21 protein-coding genes and 3 tRNA genes are annotated in these 21247 nt (G+C 32.5%); 1 reads left to right on the top strand and 23 read right to left on the bottom strand.

Annotation, left to right across the window (positions count from 1 at the left end; all coding sequences use genetic code 11):
* Window positions 1-8 precede the first annotated feature (8 nt).
* The 23 genes from rpsS to PLW95_01730 form a co-directional block, all read right to left on the bottom strand.
* Window positions 9-290, bottom strand: coding sequence for a 30S ribosomal protein S19 (rpsS, locus tag PLW95_01840; GenBank protein HOV21407.1), 282 nt, complete (start codon window positions 288-290; stop codon window positions 9-11).
* On the bottom strand, window positions 287-1117 hold the full coding sequence (gene rplB, locus PLW95_01835; protein ID HOV21406.1) for a 50S ribosomal protein L2: 831 nt from the start codon (window positions 1115-1117) through the stop codon (window positions 287-289). The genes rpsS and rplB overlap by 4 nt, the downstream gene beginning before the upstream one ends.
* The gene (rplW, locus tag PLW95_01830) at window positions 1104-1388 is read right to left on the bottom strand and encodes a 50S ribosomal protein L23 (GenBank protein HOV21405.1); all 285 of its coding nucleotides are present in this window, start codon (window positions 1386-1388) and stop codon (window positions 1104-1106) included. The genes rplB and rplW overlap by 14 nt, the downstream gene beginning before the upstream one ends.
* The gene (gene rplD, locus PLW95_01825) at window positions 1378-2025 is read right to left on the bottom strand and encodes a 50S ribosomal protein L4 (GenBank protein ID HOV21404.1); all 648 of its coding nucleotides are present in this window, start codon (window positions 2023-2025) and stop codon (window positions 1378-1380) included. Before rplD ends, rplW begins: the two co-directional genes overlap by 11 nt.
* Window positions 2022-2669 (bottom strand): 50S ribosomal protein L3, encoded by a 648-nt coding sequence (rplC, locus tag PLW95_01820; protein HOV21403.1) that lies wholly within the window; start codon window positions 2667-2669, stop codon window positions 2022-2024. The genes rplD and rplC overlap by 4 nt, the downstream gene beginning before the upstream one ends.
* An 11-nt stretch (window positions 2670-2680) precedes the next feature.
* On the bottom strand, window positions 2681-2992 hold the full coding sequence (gene rpsJ / locus PLW95_01815; GenBank protein HOV21402.1) for a 30S ribosomal protein S10: 312 nt from the start codon (window positions 2990-2992) through the stop codon (window positions 2681-2683).
* Window positions 2993-3052: 60 nt separating this feature from the next.
* Window positions 3053-4255: an elongation factor Tu gene (tuf, locus tag PLW95_01810; GenBank protein HOV21401.1), complete on the bottom strand. Its 1203-nt coding sequence runs from the start codon at window positions 4253-4255 to the stop codon at window positions 3053-3055.
* 57 nt (window positions 4256-4312) lie between these two features.
* The gene (gene fusA, locus PLW95_01805) at window positions 4313-6352 is read right to left on the bottom strand and encodes an elongation factor G (GenBank protein ID HOV21400.1); all 2040 of its coding nucleotides are present in this window, start codon (window positions 6350-6352) and stop codon (window positions 4313-4315) included.
* Between the two features lie 36 nt (window positions 6353-6388).
* Window positions 6389-6859: a 30S ribosomal protein S7 gene (rpsG, locus tag PLW95_01800; protein HOV21399.1), complete on the bottom strand. Its 471-nt coding sequence runs from the start codon at window positions 6857-6859 to the stop codon at window positions 6389-6391.
* Entirely contained in the window at window positions 6860-7255 is a 396-nt protein-coding gene (gene rpsL / locus PLW95_01795; protein ID HOV21398.1) for a 30S ribosomal protein S12, read from the bottom strand. It lies immediately after the preceding gene.
* 14 nt (window positions 7256-7269) lie between these two features.
* A complete protein-coding gene (gene rpoC, locus PLW95_01790; GenBank protein ID HOV21397.1) occupies window positions 7270-14829 on the bottom strand; it encodes a DNA-directed RNA polymerase subunit beta' in 7560 nt (2519 codons plus the stop codon).
* Window positions 14830-14858: 29 nt separating this feature from the next.
* Window positions 14859-15251 carry a 50S ribosomal protein L7/L12 gene (rplL, locus tag PLW95_01785; GenBank protein ID HOV21396.1) on the bottom strand — a complete coding sequence of 131 codons (393 nt, stop codon included), beginning with the start codon at window positions 15249-15251 and terminating at the stop codon, window positions 14859-14861.
* 18 nt (window positions 15252-15269) lie between these two features.
* Window positions 15270-15791 (bottom strand): 50S ribosomal protein L10, encoded by a 522-nt coding sequence (gene rplJ / locus PLW95_01780; GenBank protein HOV21395.1) that lies wholly within the window; start codon window positions 15789-15791, stop codon window positions 15270-15272.
* A 172-nt stretch (window positions 15792-15963) separates the two neighbouring features.
* Window positions 15964-16665 carry a 50S ribosomal protein L1 gene (gene rplA / locus PLW95_01775; GenBank protein HOV21394.1) on the bottom strand — a complete coding sequence of 234 codons (702 nt, stop codon included), beginning with the start codon at window positions 16663-16665 and terminating at the stop codon, window positions 15964-15966.
* Between the two features lie 13 nt (window positions 16666-16678).
* Window positions 16679-17104, bottom strand: a complete 426-nt coding sequence (gene rplK, locus PLW95_01770; protein HOV21393.1) for a 50S ribosomal protein L11 — start codon at window positions 17102-17104, stop codon at window positions 16679-16681.
* An 8-nt stretch (window positions 17105-17112) separates the two neighbouring features.
* On the bottom strand, window positions 17113-17640 hold the full coding sequence (nusG, locus tag PLW95_01765) for a transcription termination/antitermination protein NusG (GenBank protein ID HOV21392.1): 528 nt from the start codon (window positions 17638-17640) through the stop codon (window positions 17113-17115).
* A gap of 2 nt (window positions 17641-17642) precedes the next feature.
* On the bottom strand, window positions 17643-17828 hold the full coding sequence (gene secE / locus PLW95_01760; protein HOV21391.1) for a preprotein translocase subunit SecE: 186 nt from the start codon (window positions 17826-17828) through the stop codon (window positions 17643-17645).
* A gap of 13 nt (window positions 17829-17841) precedes the next feature.
* Window positions 17842-17915 (bottom strand) — tRNA-Trp (locus PLW95_01755).
* Window positions 17916-18072: 157 nt separating this feature from the next.
* Window positions 18073-18225 carry a 50S ribosomal protein L33 gene (gene rpmG / locus PLW95_01750; protein ID HOV21390.1) on the bottom strand — a complete coding sequence of 51 codons (153 nt, stop codon included), beginning with the start codon at window positions 18223-18225 and terminating at the stop codon, window positions 18073-18075.
* Window positions 18226-18237: 12 nt separating this feature from the next.
* Window positions 18238-19440 carry an elongation factor Tu gene (tuf, locus tag PLW95_01745; GenBank protein ID HOV21389.1) on the bottom strand — a complete coding sequence of 401 codons (1203 nt, stop codon included), beginning with the start codon at window positions 19438-19440 and terminating at the stop codon, window positions 18238-18240.
* 23 nt (window positions 19441-19463) lie between these two features.
* Window positions 19464-19535 (bottom strand) — tRNA-Thr (locus PLW95_01740).
* Between the two features lie 120 nt (window positions 19536-19655).
* Complete coding sequence (locus PLW95_01735) at window positions 19656-20483, bottom strand: HAD-IIA family hydrolase (protein HOV21388.1); 828 nt, start codon at window positions 20481-20483, stop codon at window positions 19656-19658.
* Between the two features lie 315 nt (window positions 20484-20798).
* Window positions 20799-20870, bottom strand: a tRNA-Gly gene (locus PLW95_01730).
* Between the two features lie 70 nt (window positions 20871-20940).
* Here PLW95_01730 and PLW95_01725 point away from each other — a divergent pair.
* Window positions 20941-21247: shikimate dehydrogenase (locus tag PLW95_01725; GenBank protein HOV21387.1), on the top strand; the 307-nt coding region annotated here is incomplete at its 3' end.

The raw sequence follows: 21247 nt of genomic DNA, 5'->3' as shown, positions 1-21247 counted from the left end.
ATATCCTATTATGTTTTCTCTCTTGTTCTTTCAGTATGAGCACCATGGCCTCTAAAAACTCTTGTTGGAGCGAATTCTCCTAATCTATGGCCTACCATGTTTTCTGTAATATAAACATTTAAAAAATTTTTACCATTATGAATAGCAAAAGTATAACCAACAAATTCAGGAATAACAAATGATGCACGAGCCCATGTTTTAATTATTTCCTTTCTACCTTCTCTTCTTAATTTTTCAACTTTCTTCATCAATTTCAAATCAACATAGGGACCTTTCTTTTTAGATCTCATCCTTTACTCCTTTTTCTTCTTTCTACAATTAATTTATCTGATGGTTTTTTCTTCTTTCTTGTTTTGTGACCTTTTGTACTCCATCCCCAGGGACTCTGTGACTGATGTCCTTTACTTCTTCCCTCTCCACCTCCATGAGGATGGTCAACGGGATTCATTGCTACTCCTCTTACAGTTGGTCTTATTCCTAAATGTCTGGTTCTTCCTGCTTTACCTAAGGAAACATATTTATGGTCAATATTGCTAACCTGTCCTAATGTTGCAAAACAATTCAAATCAAACAACCTCACTTCACCAGATGGCAACCGAACTTGCGCATATTTTTCTCCTTTTACCATTAAAGTTGCAAGAGTCCCAGCAGACCTGACAATTTGTCCACCTTTTTCCGGTACCATCTCAATATTAAAAATCTGTAATCCCTCTGGTATATTTCTCAGAGGTAATCTATTACCTGTTTTAATTTCTGCATTTTCCCCACAATTAATTATATCTCCAACTTTAAGACCATAAGGAGCAATCAGATAACTTTTTATCCCATCAGTATAGTGAACTAAAGCAATTCTGCTACTTCTATTCGGGTCATATTCAATACTTACAACTTTCCCTTCCATATTTTTTCTACCTTTAAAATCAATAATTCTATATAACTTTTTATGTCCACCACCTCTATGTCTTACTGTAATTCTGCCAGTATTATTTCTTCCACCTTTTTTCCTTTTTCCAATAACAAGTGATTTTTCCGGATACTTTTTTGTTATATCAGAAAAATCATCTAAAATTGCATGTCTCTGTCCAGGTGTAACCGGTTTTAATTTACGTAATGGCAATTTTTTCTCCTTCTTTTAACTTAATAATTGCTTTTTTATATCCAGACCTGAATCCTTCAATATTCATCCTATATTTCTTTTTCTTTTTAGGAACATTTATCACATTTATTTTTTTAACATGAACCTTATATATTGTTTCTATTGCTTCTTTTATTTGATTCTTATTTGCTTTTTTATCAACTATAAAAACATACTTATTTTCTGCCTGTAAATCAGTTGCTCTCTCTGATATAAGAGGAATTTTTATAATTTTATACGCTTCAACTGCCATTTTCTTTCTCCAATGTTTTCTTTATTACTCCAAAAATATTCTTATCGTCTAAAAAAACTTTATCAACTTTTAAAATTTCATATGCATTTATTTTGTCCGAATAATCATATTCAATAGTATCTATATTTCTAATTGATTTTATTATAACTTCCTTATTTACATCTCCTTTATTAAGAATGAAAAGAATTTTTTCCTTATTACTACCTATTTTCTTCAAAAAATTATAGACATTTTTTGTCTTTATTTCATTTAAATTACTCATTTCTATAAGTAAAAATCTATCTTCAATAATTTTATCTTTTATTGCTTCAATAAGTGCCATTCTTTTTATTTTTTTAGGTAATCTAACTTTATATTCTTTTGTCTTTGGGCCAAAAACAACTCCTCCGCCCTTCCATATGGGATTTCTAATTGAACCAACTCTCGCCCGTCCAGTTCCTTTCTGCCTCCATGGTTTCTTGCCTCCACCAGAAACATCTCCCCTTGTTTTAGTTGAAGATGTTCCCTTTCGCTGATTCGTAAGATATGCATTAACATAATAATAGAGAACATCTTTATTTATCTTTTCATTTTCTATTTCAATTTCTTCCTCACCAACAATTTCACCATTAATATCATAAATAGGGATTTTTCTCATTTGCTAAGACCTTTTATTGCCTTTCTAACTAATAAATATCTATTTTTAGGACCAGGAACAGCCCCTTTTATTAAAATTAAATTTTTATCATGCATTATTTGAACAACTTCTAAATTTTGAATAGTTTGTTTCTCATTTCCCATGTGTCCTGCCATTTTTTGTCCTTTTAGGACCCTTGCCGGAGTTGTACCACCAATTGAACCAGGTTTTCTATGAGACATAGAACCGTGTGTAGCGGGACCTCCTTTAAATCCATGTCTCTTTACAACTCCTTGAAACCCCTTTCCTATTGTTTTACCAGTAATATCCACTAAATCACCTTTTTTAAAAATTTCAACATTTAATTTTTGCCCTATTTTAAAGTCATTAACTTCATCATCATTTTTCATTCTCAGTTCTTTTATAACTTTTAATGATGGTAAATTATTTTTCTTTAACTTACCTAATTCTGACTTTCTAAGTTTTTTATCTTCAACTTCCTGGCAACCAATTTGAATTGCTGAGTAATTATCTTTCTCGCTTTCTTTTTTTATACCAATTACATAATTATCTTTAACTTCAATAATCGTCACTGGAATAACATCCCCATTTTCATTAAAAATCCTGCTCATCCCCAATTTCTTTCCAATTAAACCTATTCTCATTATTATATCCTTTAACTCAAATCCATTTTAATATCAATACCCTCTGGTAGACTTAATTTAGTTAAAGCATCTATTGTTCTTCCAGTTGGCTCAATTATTTCTATCAATCTTTTATGAATTTTCATTTCAAACTGTTCTCTGCTTTTTTTATTTACATGAGGTGACCTTAAAACAGTATAAACTTCCCTTTTTGTTGGTAAAGGAACAGGTCCTGAAATTCTTACTCCTGTTTTCTTAGCAAGTTCAATAATCTCTTTTATTGATTTATCTAACAATCTATGGTCAAAACCCTTTAATGTAATTTTAATTCTTTTTTCTTCCATATTTTTCTCTTTTCAGGTCAAGTTTTTTATTTTACTTATTTTATTCTCTTCTGTCAATACTTATTCAATAATTTCAGTAACAGCACCAGCACCGACTGTTTTTCCACCTTCTCTTATAGCAAATCTCTGCCCCTTTTCAAGTGCTACTGGATATATTAACTTTATATCCATCTCTATATTATCTCCTGGCATTACCATCTCAACCCCCTCTGGTAACTTTATCTCCCCTGTTACATCTGTCGTCCTTATGTAAAACTGCGGCCTGTATCCATGGAAAAATGGCGTGTGCCTGCCACCTTCTTCTTTCTTCAATACATATACCTGTGCCTTAAAATGTGTGTGCGGTGTTATACTCCCTGGCGCCGCCACTACCATACCCCTCTCTATCGCATCCTTATCTATACCTCTTAATAATAAACCTACATTGTCTCCTGCTACCCCTTCTTCTAATTCCTTCCTGAACATCTCTACCCCTGTCACTACCGTCTTAGTTATCTCATGCTTTAACCCTACTATCTCTACATTATCCCCTACTCTTACTTTACCCCTCTCTATCCTTCCTGTCGCTACTGTACCCCTGCCTGTTATACTAAATACATCCTCTACTGCCAACAAAAATGGCTTGTCTATATCTCTCACCGGCATCGGTATGTACCTGTCTACTGCATCTAATAAATCCCATATCCTCCCACACCACTCACATTCCCTCTTACCACATCCACACTCCAATGCCTTCAATGCACTCCCCTTTATTACAGGTACCTCCTCACCTGGAAACCCATACTTGCTTAATAACTCCCTTACCTCTACCTCCACTAACTCAACTAATTCCTCATCCTCTACACTATCCATCTTGTTCAAAAATACTACCACCGCCGGCACCTCTACCTGCCTGGCTAATAATATATGCTCCCTGGTCTGTGGCATAGGACCATCTGGCGCACTTACTACCAATATCGCCCCATCCATCTGTGCCGCACCTGTTATCATGTTCTTTATGTAATCAGCATGCCCAGGACAATCTATATGCGCATAATGCCTCGTCTCTGTCTCATACTCTATATGCGATATGTTTATCGTTAATCCCCTCTCCTTCTCCTCAGGCGCCTTGTCTATCTCCTCATACTTCATCTCCTTTGCCTTGTTCTCCTTCGCCAATACCTTCGTTATCGCACTCGTTAATGTCGTCTTCCCATGATCTACATGCCCTATCGTCCCTACATTTACATGTGTCTTGCTCCTTATAAATTTCTCCTTTGCCATTTTATTCCCTCCATTTCGGTAAAAATTTTCTATTTAGGTTCTTACTGAAATTCTTTATTATTTTGTAAGAATTTCTTCATTAACACTTTCATAACATAATGGTTCTATTATACAACTTCCTTTTCCCTGTGTCAAGGAACGAAGAGTAGTTGTATAACCAAAAATTTTCCTGAGCGGTATTCTTGCTACTATAATTTTTAAATCTTTAAGTGTTTCAATACTTTCTATTTTCCCTTTTCTAAAATTTAAATCATCTAAAATCTCTCCTAAAAATTCTTCTGGAACAGTAATTTCAACTTTCATTATTGGCTCTAAAAGAATAGGATATCCTTTTCTATATGCGTCTTTAAAAGCAATCGTTGAAGCAATTTTATAAGCAACTTCATCTGAATCCGTTGGATGAAAAGAACCATCAATAACAACTGCTTTAATATCAATTACAGGAAAACCCCCCAATGTCCCAACTTCCATACCTTCTTTTATTCCTTCCTCAATAGCAGGTATAAATTCATCAGGAATTTTTTCACTATCCACTTTTGATTCAAAAATAAATCTTTTGCCTCTTTCTAATGGCTCTAATTTTAATACTACATGCCCATATATTCCTTTTGTCCCACTTTGCTTTATAAATTTCCCTTCCCCAATTGACGGAACTGTAATTGTTTCTCTATAGGCAACATGGGGTCTGCCTACCTTTACTTCAAGTTTATCTTCTCTTTTTAACCTTCCAATAACAACATCAAGATGTAATTCACCCATTCCCATAATTATCATCTGCCCTGTTTCAGCATCAGTTCTGATTTTTATTGTAGGGTCTTCATCTGCAATTTTTAAAAGTGCATTATAAACATCCTCGTGTTGACTCATTGTTTTGGGTTCAACTGCTAAATAAATAACCGGTTCAGGAAACTCAACACTCTCAAAAATTATAGGACTTAATTCATCACAAATAGTATCCCCAGTATATGTTTTCTTTGGTCCCAGTAAAGCAACAATTTCACCTGCTTTTCCCTGTTCTTTTTCATAATATTTATTTGTATGGACTTCTAAAATTCTCATAAGTTTTTCCTTTACATTTCTGGAACTATTATATACTTTTTCCCCTTTTTTGATTTTGCCTGAATAAATTCTTGTATATAAAACCCTGCCCAAATGAATATCATTATATACCTTAAAAATGAGACCTGAAAATGGTTGATTTTCATTTGGATGCCTTTCAATCTTTTTTTTCTTATCAGTAGAAAACCCTTCTATTTTACCTCTGTCAACAGGTGAAGGTAGATAATTAACAATTCCATCAAGTAAAAATAATGTCCCTTTATTTTTTAGTGCAGACCCACAAAATACAGGGCAAAATAAATTTTTAATTGTCCCTTTCCTTATTGCTCGTTTTATCTCACTTTTTTTTATTTCTTCCTCTTCAACATATTTTCCCATCAAATAATCATCTACCTCTGCTACTTTTTCAATTAAATTCTTTTTATAATATAAAAATTTTTCTCTATTTTTTTCCTCAATATCTTTTACTTCTGCCTCTGTTTCATATGTCTCATTATATATAACTTCCTTTTCCTCAATAATATCAATAAGACCAATAAATTCTTCATTGTCATCATATATAGGTATATTCATAATTAATGGGCTTGTATTCAATTTAATTTTTATTTCATCAATAACTCTAAAAAAATCTGCTCCCACTCTATCTAATTTATTTACAAAAACTAATTTAGGGACATTATATTTTTCACTCTGTCTCCATACTGTCTCTGATTGTGACTGAACCCCTGCAACACCACAAAAAACACCTATTGCTCCATCAAGAACTCTTAATGACCTCTCAACTTCTGCTGTAAAATCCACATGTCCTGGAGTATCAATAATATTAATTTTATATCCTTTCCATAAACATGTTGTTGCAGCAGCACTTATTGTTATTCCTCTTTCCTTTTCCTGTTCCATCCAGTCCATGACAGCAGTACCTTCATCAACTTCTCCTATTTTGTGTGTTTTTCCTGTATAATAAAGGAACCTTTCAGTCGTTGTGGTTTTCCCAGCATCAATATGAGCAATAATTCCTATATTTCTTATTTTATCCATAAAAAATTGACCTCTAAAAGGTAAAATGTGAAATTTCTACCATCTATAATGAGCAAAAGCTCTGTTTGCTTCAGCCATTTTGTGTGTTTCGTCTCTTTTCTTTATACTTGCCCCCTCTCCTTTATACGCCTCTAATATTTCTTCAACAAGTCTATCAACTATTGATTTTCCTTTTTTACTTCTTGCGGTTTCAACTATCCATCTTATTGCTAAAGATAAACCTCTATGAGGAGAAACTTCAATAGGAATTTGATAAGTTGCTCCTCCAATTCTTCTCGGTCTTACTTCCAATTTCGGTTTCACATTATTTAGTGCCTTTTTAAAAACAGGTAAAGGGTCCTGATTCATTTTTTCTTTTATTTGGTCCATCATATCGTAAAAAATTCTATATGCTAAATCTTTTTTCCCATCCCACATAAGTTTATTTATAAATTTTTCAATTTCATAATCATTGTATCTTGGGTCTTCATCAATTCTTTTCTTTATTACTCTTTTCCTTCTTGGCATTTAACCCTCCTGTTTTTTCTCTTCTTCTTTTGGTTTTTTTGCACCATATTTTGACCTTGCCTTTTTTCTTCCCTCAACTCCCCCCGCATCAAATGTCCCCCTCACTATATGATATTTAACACCTGGTAAATCCCTAACTCTTCCGCCTCTTACAAGAACTATTGAGTGTTCCTGTAAATTATGCCCAATACCAGGAACATAAGCAATTACTTCTTTACCATTTGAAAGACGAACTTTTGCTATTTTTCTGAGTGCAGAATTTGGTTTCTTTGGTGTCATTGTCTTAACATAAAGACATACACCTTTCTTAAAAGGATTACTTTGTAAAGCAGTTGATTTACTTTTTTTCCTTCTTAATCTTCTTTTTTTTCTTATCAATTGGTTAACTGTTGGCATCATTTCCTCCCTTTTTACTTTTGTGTTTCAATAAATTCAGCTTTCTCTTCTGTAATTTCTTTTGTGAATTTACCTGTTCCCGCTGGAATTAATCTTCCTAAAATTACATTTTCTTTTAAACCTTCTAAATAATCTTCTGCTCCAAGAATTGCTGAATTTGTCAGAACTTTCATTGTTTCTTGAAATGAAGAAGCAGAAATAAAACTGGAACTACTTAATGCAACTCTTGTAATTCCTAAAACCAATGATTTATATGTTGCTGGGTTTTTCCCTTTTGGTAATGATTCATTTATTTTTTGTATTTCAACTCTACTGATTTCTTCTCCTTCAAGAAGATAGGTATCCCCTGCATCTTCAACTTTTACTTTTGAAAGCATCTGTCTGACAATTATTTCTATATGTTTATCACTTATTGTAACACCTTCTACTCTATAGACCTTTTGAATTTCGTTTAGTAGATACTCCTGGACTTTTTTCTCTCCCTGTATTTTTAAAATATCCTGTAGCACCACAGGTCCATCAGTTAACTTTCTTCCAGCAATAACATAATCACCATTTCCAACAAGAAGATGTTTTCCATAAGGAATTATATAGATTTTCTCTGTTTGTGTCTCCTCATTTTTTACCTTTATTTTTCTTGTTCCTTTTTCAGAAGGCATTATTTCAACCTCACCATCTATTTCACTCAATACAGCAGGATTCCTGGGAACTCTTGCTTCAAATAGTTCAGAGACCCTCGGAAGTCCAGCAGTAATATCCTGTGCCCTTGCAGTAGTATGAACTTTCTCAGCAATAATATCACCTGGCTCTACTTTTTCACCTTCTTTTACAACAATTCTTGCTCCTTCTGGAATATGATACCCATCAATAATATTATTTTTTTTATCTCTCAAAATTATTCTCGGGTCTTTATCTTCTTTGTGAGGTATTATAATCATTTCTTTATTTGCTGTTTTTCCAATTTCTATGTCTTCATATTTTATAAATCCTTCCTTATCAGTAATTATAGGTGTTGAATATGGATTCCAACTTGCTATAAGTTGTCCTTCTTTAACTTTACTTCCATCTTTCAATTCAATAATAGAACCAACTCTTAATGTATATTTTTCAAATTCTCTGCCTCTTTCATCAACAATTTTTACATTCCCTTCTCTATGAACAACTACCATTTTACCTTCTTTATTCATAACTGTTTTTAAATTATCTTCATATTTCAATATTCCATCTTTTTTAACAGTGAATTGAGAAGAACCAATTCCTCTTGAAGCAGTCCCCCCAGTATGGAATGTCCTTAATGTAAGTTGTGTCCCTGGCTCTCCAATTGATTGCGCTGCAACAACTCCTACTGCCTCTCCTATATTAACAACTATTCCTCTTGACAAATCCCAGCCATAACATTTAGCACAAACACCTTTTTCTGCTTTACAAGTGAGAACTGACCTTATTCTTATTCTCTGTATTCCTGCCTCAACAAGACGTTTTGCCTTTTCTTCATCAATAACTTCACCTGCTCTTACAATTTCCTCATCAGTAACAATATCAACAACATTATCTACTGCAACTCTACCAATTATCCTTTCTTCTAATGGTATTATTACTTCATCTTCTTCAACAAGAGGACCTATAAGGATACCTTCAAGCGTTCCACAATCTTCTTCTGTGACTATAACAGAATGAGCAACATCAACTAACCTTCTACTCAAATATCCAGCATCAGATGTCTTCAAAGCAGTGTCAACAAGCCCTTTTCTACCTCCATGTATTGATGTAAAATATTCAAGAAGGTCCAAACCTTCTCTAAAATTTGATATAACAGGGGTTTCAACAATTTCTCCAATACCTCCTGTAACTTTTTTAGTAGGTCTTATCATCAGTCCTCTCATTCCCATCAACTGATTTACCTGATTCTTATTACCTCTTGCACCTGATGTTACCATCAAATATATTGGATTGATTCTAAATGGCTTTATACTTCTATCTTTTTCAATTGTATCCATTAAATAATCGCAAACTTCATTTGTGGTAGAGGTCCATATATCCACAATTCTATTATATCTTTCATCCTCTGTTATAATTCCTTTTTTATAATTTCTTTCAACTTTTTCTGCTTCTTTTGTTGCTCTTTCAATAATATCTTTTTTCTTTTCGGGTATCTTAAGGTCATCTATACCTATTGTAATTCCTCCAATTGTTGAATATAAAAATCCAATTTCTTTAAGTCCATCAAGAACTTCTACTGTTTTTTCATAGCCAAATTTATTAAATATTTCTTTTATAAGAGATTCTAACTTCTTTACTTCAAATTCCTCATTTTTAAAAGGCAATTCAAACGGAAGAATTTCATTAAAAAGAATTCTTCCGACAGTTGTTGTAATAATTTCTCCTATTTCATCTCTCACTCTAATAGGTCTGTGCAATTCAACAAACCCATTATGGTAAAGAAATTTTGCTTCTTCAAAACTTGAAATATATTTTCTCTCATCTTCAGGATATTCTTCTTCATCACTAATAAAAGTAAGATAGAAACAACCCATACCAATATCTCTTGATGGAGAAACAATTGGTTTACCACTGGCTGGAGAAAGTATATGAGTTGTTGCCTTCATTAAAAGTTCTGCTTCTAATATTGTTTCTGGCAATAGTGGAATATGAATACTCATTGTATCTCCATCAAAATCAGCATTAAATGCTGAACAAACAAGAGGATGGAGTTTAAGTACATTACCCTCTATAAGCCGTGGTTCAAATGCCTGGATACTCAGTCGGTGCAAAGTTGGTTGTCTATTAAGAAGAACTGGATGATGTTTACTAACCCTTTCAAGTATTTCCCAGACCTCCTCTTTATTCTCTCTTATTGCTCTTTTTGCACTACCAAGTGTGTGGAAATATTCTTTTTTCCTCAATTCTCTTAAAACAAATGGACTAAAAAGTTCAAGAGCCATTTCTTTTGGAACACCACACTCATTTAATTTTAATTCAGAACCAACAGCAATAACCGCTCTTCCTGAATAATCAACTCTCTTGCCCAAAAGGTTCTGTCTGAATCTACCTTGCTTACCTCTTAATGCATCTGCAAGTGATTTTAAAGGTCTTCTCCCTTTTCCAAGAATAGTATTTCCATGTTTCCCATTATCCATTAAAGCATCCACTGATTCTTGAAGCATCCTTTTCTCATTTCTTATGATAATATCCGGTGCCTGCAATTTTATAAGTTTCTTTAGACGATTATTTCTGTTTATAACTCTTTGGTAAAGGTCATTCAGGTCAGAAGCAACAAATTTCCCTCCATCAAGTGGAAGTAATGGCCTTAAATCAGGAGGTATAACAGGTATAATATTTGTAACAAGATATTCTGGTTTAGTATTCGTCTTTAAAAGTCCCTGGATCATCCTTAATTTTTTAATAAGTTTTCTTTTTGTTTCACGCTCGTTTTTTTTCATTTTACTCAATGACTGCTTTATCTGTTCTTCAAGAGATATAAGGTCTATTTCTTTCAAAAGGTGAAAAATTGCCTCTGCACCAATTTCTGCACGAAATGCATTTCCATGTTTTTCAGTCATTTCATAATATTCTGATTCTGTTAATAATTGTTTTTTAGTCAGGTTTGTTTTACCAGGGTCTATAACTATATATCTCGCATAATAAAAAACCATTTCAAGTTCACTTTGAGATAGGTCAAGTAACATTCCCATCCAATTAGATGAACTTTTAAAAAGCCATACATAAGATACAGGAGTGGCAAGCTCAATATGTCCCATTCTTTCTCTTCTTACTCTTTTTGTTGTTACTTCAACACCACATCTATCGCATATTATTCCCTTGTATCTTAATTTTTTATATTTACCACATGCACATTCATAATCCTTTGTTGGACCAAATATTCTCTCACAGAATAACCCTTCTCTTTCAGGCCTCAATGTTCTGTAATTAAGTGTTTCTGCTTTTTTAACTTCACCATGAGACCATGAACGCATTACAGTTGGAGAAGCAACTTTTATTGTTACAATTTCCTTTGATTTACCCCCAATATTTCTTTTTTCAACTCTCAAATCAAATCCAAGTCCCTGTAATTCTCTTTTTAATACATTAAACGATTCAGGAGTATTATTTGATTTGAAATCAATACCTTTTGCAATACTCTCGTATATTTGTTTTCTTCCTTCAGTATCATCACTTTTTACAGTAAGCATTTCTTTAAGCGTATGTGCTGCTCCATATCCCTCAAGTGCCCAGACCTCCATTTCTCCTAAACGCTGTCCTCCAAATTGGCTTCTCCCTCCCAATGGTTGTTGAGTTATAAGTGAATATGAACCAGTTGCTCTTGCATGAATTTTTTCATCTGCTAAGTGAATCAATTTCATCATATAAATATAACCAACAGTAATTGGCTGAGAAAACTTTTCTCCTGTCTGGCCATCATATAAAGTCATTTTCCCATTTTCTGATAGTCCACCTTTTTTAAGTAGTTCTTTAATTTCCAATTCTTTTATACTTTTAAATATTGGTGTTTCATAACTATATCCAAGCGTTTTTAATGCAATGCCTAAATGTGTTTCAAGAATCTGCCCAATATTCATTCTTGATGGAACACCTAAGGGATTTAATATAATATCAACGGGTGTTCCATCTTCTATAAAAGGCATATCTTCTTCTGGCAAAATTTTTGATATAACTCCTTTATTTCCATGTCTACCACTCATTTTATCACCAACAGATACTTTCTTTTTAACTGCAATTTCAACAACAATTTTATATATAACATCCATTTCAAGTTCAGGACCTTTTTTTATTTTATTTTCTTTATCTCTTAGTTCCTTCTTTAATTTTTTAATTTCTTCGTTTTCTATATCTATTAATTTCTGTAATTTCTCTTTTACTTTTTCATCCTGTATTTTTTCAACTATTTTATTCCATGTCTCTTTTGTTGTTGTAACTTTTGCCTTTATATTATGTAATTTAAGAGTTTTTTCTATTTGCTCTTTTATAATCTCTTTTATTATTTTTTCCTTTTCTTTATATTCCTTATTTACTTTATTAAGTTCCTTTTTTATATCTTCTTCTTTTATATTTTCTCTTCTTTCATATTTCCTAACATTAACAACAACTCCTTTAATTCCTGGTGGAACTTTTAAAGATGTATTCTGAACATCCTTCGCTTTTTCACCAAATATTACCCTTAAAAGTTTTTCTTCAGGAGTTAATTCAGATTCACCTCTTGGAGTAATTTTCCCAACAAGAATATCATCTGCTTCAACTTCGGCTCCAACTCTTATTATTCCATTTTTATCAAGGTTTTTTAGCCGGGATTCTGGAACATTTGGTAGGTCAGCAGTTATTTCTTCAGGACCTAATTCTGTTTCTCTTGCTTCAACTGGAAATTCCCTTATGTGAATAGAAGTAAAAACATCTTCTTTAACCATTCTCTCACTTAAAATAATTGCATCTTCATAGTTATATCCATGCCAGGGCATAAAAGCAACTAATAAATTTTTTCCTAATGCAAGCTCTCCTTCTTTTGAAGTTGCTAGACCATCTGAAATAATTTGTCCTTTCTTAACTCTGTCCCCAATATCAACAACAGGTCTTTGATGAAAACATGTATCCTGATTGGTTCTCGTAAATTTCTTCAAATAATAAATATCTTCTTTTTCCCATGGGAAAATACCTTTTTCCTGTTTCTCAATAACAATTTTTTCTGCACTAACATATTTAACAATTCCATCACTTCTTACTTTTACAACAGACCCGCTATCTCTTATAACAAATCTTTCCATCCCTGTTTTTACAAGAGGAACTTCACTTTTAATAAGTGGAACTCCTTGTCTTTGCATATTTGAACCCATAAGTGCTCTGTTTGAATCATCATGTTCAAGGAATGGTATAAGAGATGCAGTAACACCAACTATTTGAATAGGAGAAACCCCTATATAATCAACCTCATTTTTTGGGACAACTTCAAATAAACCATCTTTTACTCTAACTTTTACTACTTCTTCTTTTATTTCCTTTGTTTTTGGGTCCACCTCAACATCAGGAGGAGCAATTTTAAAATTCTCTTCATCATTTGCATTTAAATATTCAATTTTATCTGTAACTTTCCCATTTTCAATTTTAAAATATGGAGTTACTATAAATCCAAGTTCCCCTATTCTTGAATGAACCGTTAAAGAACCAATTAGTCCTATATTTGCTCCTTCTGGTGTTTCAATAGGGCATATTTTCCCAAAATGTGTATAATGTACATCTCTCACTTCAAAACCAGCCCTTTTTCTTTCTTTTATTCCACCTTCTCCCACTGCTGTAACTCTTCTTTTATGAGTTATTTCTGAGAGTGGATTTATTTTCTCAAGAAATTGCGAAAGTTGGTTTCTTGCAAAAAAATCATTTAAAACAGTCATTAAAACTTTACCATTTATAAAGTCCTGTGGAGTAACTTTCTTATCAACTTCTTCGGGAGGAATAATTTTCATCTTCTCTTCACAATACCTTCGCATTCTTAAAAAACCTTCATAAAGATGTTCCTTTACTATTTCACCTGTTGTTCTTACTCTTTTGTTTCCTAAATGGTCAATATCATCAGTTGTCCCCTCACCTTTTTCAGTAAGATTTAAAAGATACTTTATTATCCCAATTATATCTTCTTTTGTTAAATGCTGTTGTGTAAGATTAAGGTTTAATTTTCTATTTATCTGTGCCCTTCCTGCTTCTGACAAACTATATAATTCATCTGAAAAAAAGAGAGAATTAAAAAAACTTTCCGCTTCTTTAATGATTGGAGGATAACCAGGTCTTAGTTCTTTATAAATTTCTTTTAAGGCATCTTCTCTGGTCTTTGTTGTATCTCTCAGTAATGTCTGTCTTAGAATTGAATTTTCAGGCATTTTCTCCTCTGAACCATAAAACTCCTTAACAATATCTTCATTTGTTAAACCCAATGCTTTGAGAAACATTGTCCCGATAACTTTTTTCCTCCCAAGAAAAAGGATAAGACAATTATGGCTATCAATGTGGAACTCTATCCATAAGCCGCGTAAAGGATATACCTTGGCAGAATATAATGTTTTTTGGCCATTTATTTCTTCTTCTTTAAAATAAACACCAGGGCACCTTAAAAGTTGATTTACAACTACTCTTTCAATTCCATTTATAATAAAACTACCACTTTCAGTCATCAATGGAATACTTCCAATATATACTTCCTGTTCTTTAACCGAAATAATTTTCCCTGTCTCATGATTTTTTATAGCAAGACGAACTTTTATTTTAAATTTTCCATCATAAGTCAGTCCATTTTCAATACATTCCTCAACTGAATAAACAGGCAACTCAATAGTATAATTAACATATTCAAGTATTAAATTCCCATTTTTACTTTCAATAGGGAAAATTTTTCTTAAAACTTCTTCAATTCCTTTAACTTCTCTTTTTCCAGGAAGAATATTTTGCTGTAAAAATTCTTCATATGATTTTTTCTGAACAAGAAGGAGGTCTGGTATTTCAACATTTTCTACCACTTTGTTATTAAACTCATTTTTTTCTTCTAAAAAAGAAAAACTACTACCTTTTCTTTCCATATTTATTTTCTCCCTCTATAAAGTTTTTTTTATTTTATTTCTACTTCTGCCCCCACTGTTTCCAATTTCTTCTTTATTTCTTCTGCTTCTTCTTTTGAAATTTTTTCTTTTATTGGTTTTGGAGCTGATTCAACCAATTCTTTTGCTTCTTTCAATCCCAAATTTGTAATTGCCCTTACTTCTTTTATTGTCTGTATCTTATTACTTCCAAATCCCTTTAAAATTACATCAAAAGTTGTCTTTTCTTCTTTCTTTTCTTCCTGTCCTGCAACACCTGGTACAGATGACACTGCAACAGGACCCACCATACCTTTAACTCCAAACTTCTCTTCTAATTTTGTTGCCAATTCCGACAACTCAATCGCTGTAAGTTTTTCAACTTTCTCAACAATCTCATCCAATACATTTTTTTCCTCAGCCATTTCTTTCTCCTTTTTGATTTATTTTTGAGATATTTGGTTTAATATATTTACAATTCTTACCACAGGACTTCTCATTAAATTGGTAATTCTAATAACAGGGAATTTTATTGCATATATAAGTTCACTTTGAATTTCTTTTATTGAAGGAAGTTTACTTAATTTTTCAAAAAATTCTGCATCACTTATTTTATTATTTATTACTCCACCTTTTACTGCTATTTTACCAACCCTTTTCCCGAAGGCATAAAGTTTTTTTATTATTTCAATTTCATCCCCATCTTTTGTCCATACAACAAAAATTGGACCACCCAAATAATTAACTGCTTCATCTTTACTTAAATTCTTAAATGTTCTTTCAATTAAACTTGATTTTATAACTTTTATATCACCATTATTTTCTTTTATAAGTTGTCTTAAATTCTGCATTTCTAAAACAGAAAGTCCTGAAAAGTTAACTAAAAGATATATTTTACTATTTTTAAATTCTTCTGTCAACCAATTTACAATTTCTTTTTTCTTATTCTTGTTCATTTTTTTCATTTTACACCCCTTATATGAATATTTACTTCGCTCTCTCTATTTAATCAGCAAGTTACAAGTAAAAAGTAAGGAAAAAAACTTAACCCCTGTATCCTCCTTGTTTTTTATTTGTTTTTCTATCTTGCTACTCTCCACTCCTTACTTCCCATGGAACTCGAAAGTATTCATTCTCTCAGGAAATTTTTAATTCTTGTAATATCCTGGTAGAATTAAGTTTTAAAGAAGGGGACATAGTTAAAGATAAATACATATTGTTTATATATATTCCTTTAACAGAAGATGGTTTAACGCTTAACACATTCTTAATTGCCTCAATAATATTTTCTACCAATTTCTCTTTATCAAAAGAAATTTTCCCACATGGAATTTGAATATTTCCCTCTTTATCCATTTTATAATCAATTCTTCCCTTTTTTAATTCCTTAACTATTTCTTCTACATTATTAGTAACAGTTCCTGTTTTTGGATTTGGCATTAACCCTCTTGGACCAAGTATTTTACCTAAGGGTGAAACAACTTTCATCATATCAGGAGTAGAAACAACTGCATCAAAGTCCAACCAGCCACTTTTTATTTTTTCTACAAGTTCGTTTCCACCAACATAATCTGCTCCTGCATTTTTTGCTTTTTCTGCTAATTCACCTGTTGCAAAAACTAGTATTTTTACTTCCTTCCCTATCCCATATGGAAAAACAACACTTCCTCTTATTGGTTGTTGCAATTTTTTCGGGTCTATACCTAATTTTATAGATAATTCAACTGTTTCATCAAATTTCACAGAATGCATTTCTTTCAATTTATCTATTGCTTCTTCTATCGTATAAAGTTTATCTTTTTCTGCTTTTTCTAATAAAGTAGAATACCTTTTACCCAATTTTTCCTCCTGTCTAATCAATAATTTCAATACCCATGCTTTTTGCAGAACCCTCAACAATTTTCATTGCTTCTTTTATATCTTTTGTATTTAAGTCGGGTAATTTAATTTTTGCAATTTCCTCAATTTGTTTTCTTGTTATTTTGCCAATTTTTTCTCTATTAGGAATTGCTGAACCCTTTACAATATTTGCGTATTTTTTTATTAATTCGGAAGTTGGAGGTGTTTTTATTATAAAATTAAATGTTTTATCTTCATAAATTGTTAAAACAACAGGGACTGTTCCTTCTTTTCCTTTTGTCACATCATTAAATGCCTTACAAAATTCCATAATATTTACACCATGTTGACCAAGTGCCGGTCCAACAGGTGGTGCTGGAGTTGCTTTTCCTGCTGGTATTTGAAGTTTAACAACTGCTTTGATTTTCTTTTCTACCATTTTCACTCCTATATTTTTTCAACCTGCCAGAAACTAAGTTCAAGAGGAGTACTTCTTCCAAAAGCAGAGACACTTACTTTAAGTCGTCCCTTATCAGGATAAACCTCCTCAACAATTGCTGTAAAATTCATAAATGGACCTTCTGTTATTTCAACTTTATCTCCTTCTTTAAACTCAACTTTCGGAGTTGGTTTGCTTTTTCTTTTTTCAACTTCTCCTATAACATTTTTTGCTTCTTCTGGTTGTAAAGGAACTGGCTTATCACCTGCACCAAGAAAATTTAGTACTCCTGTCGTTGTCCTTATTCTGTGCCATAAAATTTCATTATCAAATTCAGGCGCTATTTCAATTAACATATATCCAGGCCAGAATCTTCTTGTTGTTTTTTTCTCCTCTTTTCCTCTTTCAACTATTTCTTCCTTTGGGATAACTATTTGTGTAATTTGTTTTTCTTTCTTATTAAGTTGATTCTCAAGAAGTTTTCTAATTTTCTCTTCCTGCCCTGTTCTAACATGTAAAATATACCATTTTCCCATAATTACCTCAAAAATAAAATAATCACTTTTGAAAATATCAGGTCAATAATTCCAATATAAAGAGCCATTATGAAAATAAAAATAACAATAATAACTGTTGTTCTCTTTAACATTTTTTTTTCAGGCCAGGTAACTTTTTTTAACTCTGCCTTTACTTCATTAAAAAAATCAGATATTTTCTTTTTCATTTAATTACTTGTTCAGGCCTGGGAGGACTTGAACCTCCAACCCTCGGATTTGGAGTCCGTTGCTCTCCCAATTAGAGCTACAGGCCTATAAATAATTTATTATACCACTTTTTATATATATGTCAATAACACGAATAAAATACCAAACATTTATAAATTCAAAAAATATTTTTCAGGTAAATAGATTTTACAAAAATATTATTATACCATTTAATTTAATAATATCAAATATTTTTGTCAAATTTTATTTACCCTCTTTATGGAGAACATGCTTCCCACATTTAGGACAAAATTTTTTTAATTCAATTTTCTTCTTCTGTCCTGTTTGTTTTTTCTTTGTAGTGTAATAATTTTTATTTCCACATTCTGAACAAACTAAAGTTATTATATTTCTCATTTCTTATTCACCCTATTCAATAATTTCAGTAACAGCACCAGCACCGACTGTTTTTCCACCTTCTCTTATAGCAAATCTCTGCCCCTTTTCAAGTGCTACTGGATATATTAACTTTATATCCATCTCTATATTATCTCCTGGCATTACCATCTCAACCCCCTCTGGTAACTTTATCTCCCCTGTTACATCTGTCGTCCTTATGTAAAACTGCGGCCTGTATCCATGGAAAAATGGCGTGTGCCTGCCACCTTCTTCTTTCTTCAATACATATACCTGTGCCTTAAAATGTGTGTGCGGTGTTATACTCCCTGGCGCCGCCACTACCATACCCCTCTCTATCGCATCCTTATCTATACCTCTTAATAATAAACCTACATTGTCTCCTGCTACCCCTTCTTCTAATTCCTTCCTGAACATCTCTACCCCTGTCACTACCGTCTTAGTTATCTCATGCTTTAACCCTACTATCTCTACATTATCCCCTACTCTTACTTTACCCCTCTCTATCCTTCCTGTCGCTACTGTACCCCTGCCTGTTATACTAAATACATCCTCTACTGCCAACAAAAATGGCTTGTCTATATCTCTCACCGGCATCGGTATGTACCTGTCTACTGCATCTAATAAATCCCATATCCTCCCACACCACTCACATTCCCTCTTACCACATCCACACTCCAATGCCTTCAATGCACTCCCCTTTATTACAGGTACCTCCTCACCTGGAAACCCATACTTGCTTAATAACTCCCTTACCTCTACCTCCACTAACTCAACTAATTCCTCATCCTCTACACTATCCATCTTGTTCAAAAATACTACCACCGCCGGCACCTCTACCTGCCTGGCTAATAATATATGCTCCCTGGTCTGTGGCATAGGACCATCTGGCGCACTTACTACCAATATCGCCCCATCCATCTGTGCCGCACCTGTTATCATGTTCTTTATGTAATCAGCATGCCCAGGACAATCTATATGCGCATAATGCCTCGTCTCTGTCTCATACTCTATATGCGATATGTTTATCGTTAATCCCCTCTCCTTCTCCTCAGGCGCCTTGTCTATCTCCTCATACTTCATCTCCTTTGCCTTGTTCTCCTTCGCCAATACCTTCGTTATCGCACTCGTTAATGTCGTCTTCCCATGATCTACATGCCCTATCGTCCCTACATTTACATGTGTCTTGCTCCTTATAAATTTCTCCTTTGCCATTTTATTCCCTCCTTATGTTTTTAAGCTGCTGATGGGATTTGAACCCATGACCCCGTCCTTACCAAGGACGTGCTCTACCACTGAGCCACAGCAGCAACATTTAGAAAATTGTATTCCCTCATTAGTTATAACATTTTAAAAAATTCTGTCAATATAAATTTGTTAATGTAAAACTAAAAGTATTTTTTCATTTTACTTCTTTAAAAATATATTTTTTAAACATATTTTACTAAATCACCTAATTTTTCTACAATTAAATCTGGTAATACATTAGAACTTTCAAGCATTTCTCTATTTGTTTCACCTGAAAGTGGCAAAATATATGTTACTCCTATATTCTTTGCAAGTACTCCATCAGTATATAACCTGTCTCCAATCAATACAACTTTATTTATATCAACTTTTAATTCTTTTATCTTAAATTCTATCATTTCTTTATTTGGTTTCCCAAATATCTTAAATGGGCCCTTTTTTGTTGTGAGTTTAAATGTTTCAATTAATGTTCCTACATCAGGAACTGGCCCATTTTCTGTAGGACAAACAATATCACAATGAGTGGCTATGTACTCAACTCCATTATTTACATAATATATTCCTTTGACCAATTTTTTATATGTAAGTTCTGTATCATAACCTAAAACTACAAATTCAGGATTTTTTGACTCCGGATTAATTTCATTATCTTTAATTTCTTTTTTAAATGACTCTGTTCCTATTGTAAAAACATTTTTAATTTCATTACTTTTTAAAAAATCAATTAACCCATCAGTTGAAAGAATTATTTGCTTTTCTTTAACATTTATACCATATCTTCTTATTTTTTTTACATAGTCCTCTTTTGATTTAGAAGAATTATTAGAAATAAAAAAATATAATTTCCCATTTTCATAAAGTTGATTTACAAAATCTACTGCTCCATCAACAATTTTATTTCCTATATAAACTGTGCCATCTAAATCAATAAAAAATACTTCTTTATCTTTTAATGACTGAATTTTAGCAAATCTTTTTTCACTTGAATAATTAACAATATTCTTTCCCATTTTTTTAAATAAAAATTTATCTTTACTGTTTATAAAGGTTAGAATTATATCATATAACTTATTCAAATAAAAGAGAACATAACCTCTAATCTTTGCTACTTTTGTCGGTAGCAGTTGTGCTATCTGAAAGACGATAACGCACCAAATTACTCCCTCCTTTAAAAAAGGAGGGATGGGGTGGATTTAGAAAAATCTCCCATAACCCCAGTTGTGCTATCTGGAAAACGATGCCGCACCAACTCTGCCTTACCAATCCTCGCTACTTTTGTCGGTTTGAACCCAAAAGGTTCAACTCCCTTACAAATTTAGAGATAGAGCGGGAGACGGGATTTGAACCCGCGGCCCCAACCTTGGCAAGGTTATGCTCTACCGCTGAGCTACTCCCGCTTTTCGTATTGTATTATAACAAAATTTGGTTTTATTATCAATAATATGCTAAAATTAAGCAGAGGAAAAAATGATAAAAGGAACTACAAAAATTACAGGTGTCTTTGGAAATCCAGTGTCTCATTCTCTTTCCCCTATTTTTCACAATGCTGCTTTTCAATATCTTTCTCTTGATTTTGTTTATATTCCATTTGAAATAAAACCATCTTTTCTTAAAAAAGGAATTGAAGCAATTAAATTTTTTAATTTTAAAGGGGTAAATTTAACAATACCGCATAAAAAAGATGCTTTTTTTCTTGTTAATGAAGTTGATGAAGAAGCAAAATTGCTTAAAGTAATAAATACAATTAAAAATGAAGATGGAAAATTAACTGGAT

Source organism: bacterium (assembly GCA_035370465.1).
In the GTDB taxonomy this organism is placed as follows: domain Bacteria; phylum Ratteibacteria; class UBA8468; order B48-G9; family JAFGKM01; genus JAGGVW01.
The sequence above is the reverse complement of the archived record's forward strand: the minus strand, read 5'-3'. Positions and strand labels throughout refer to the sequence as shown.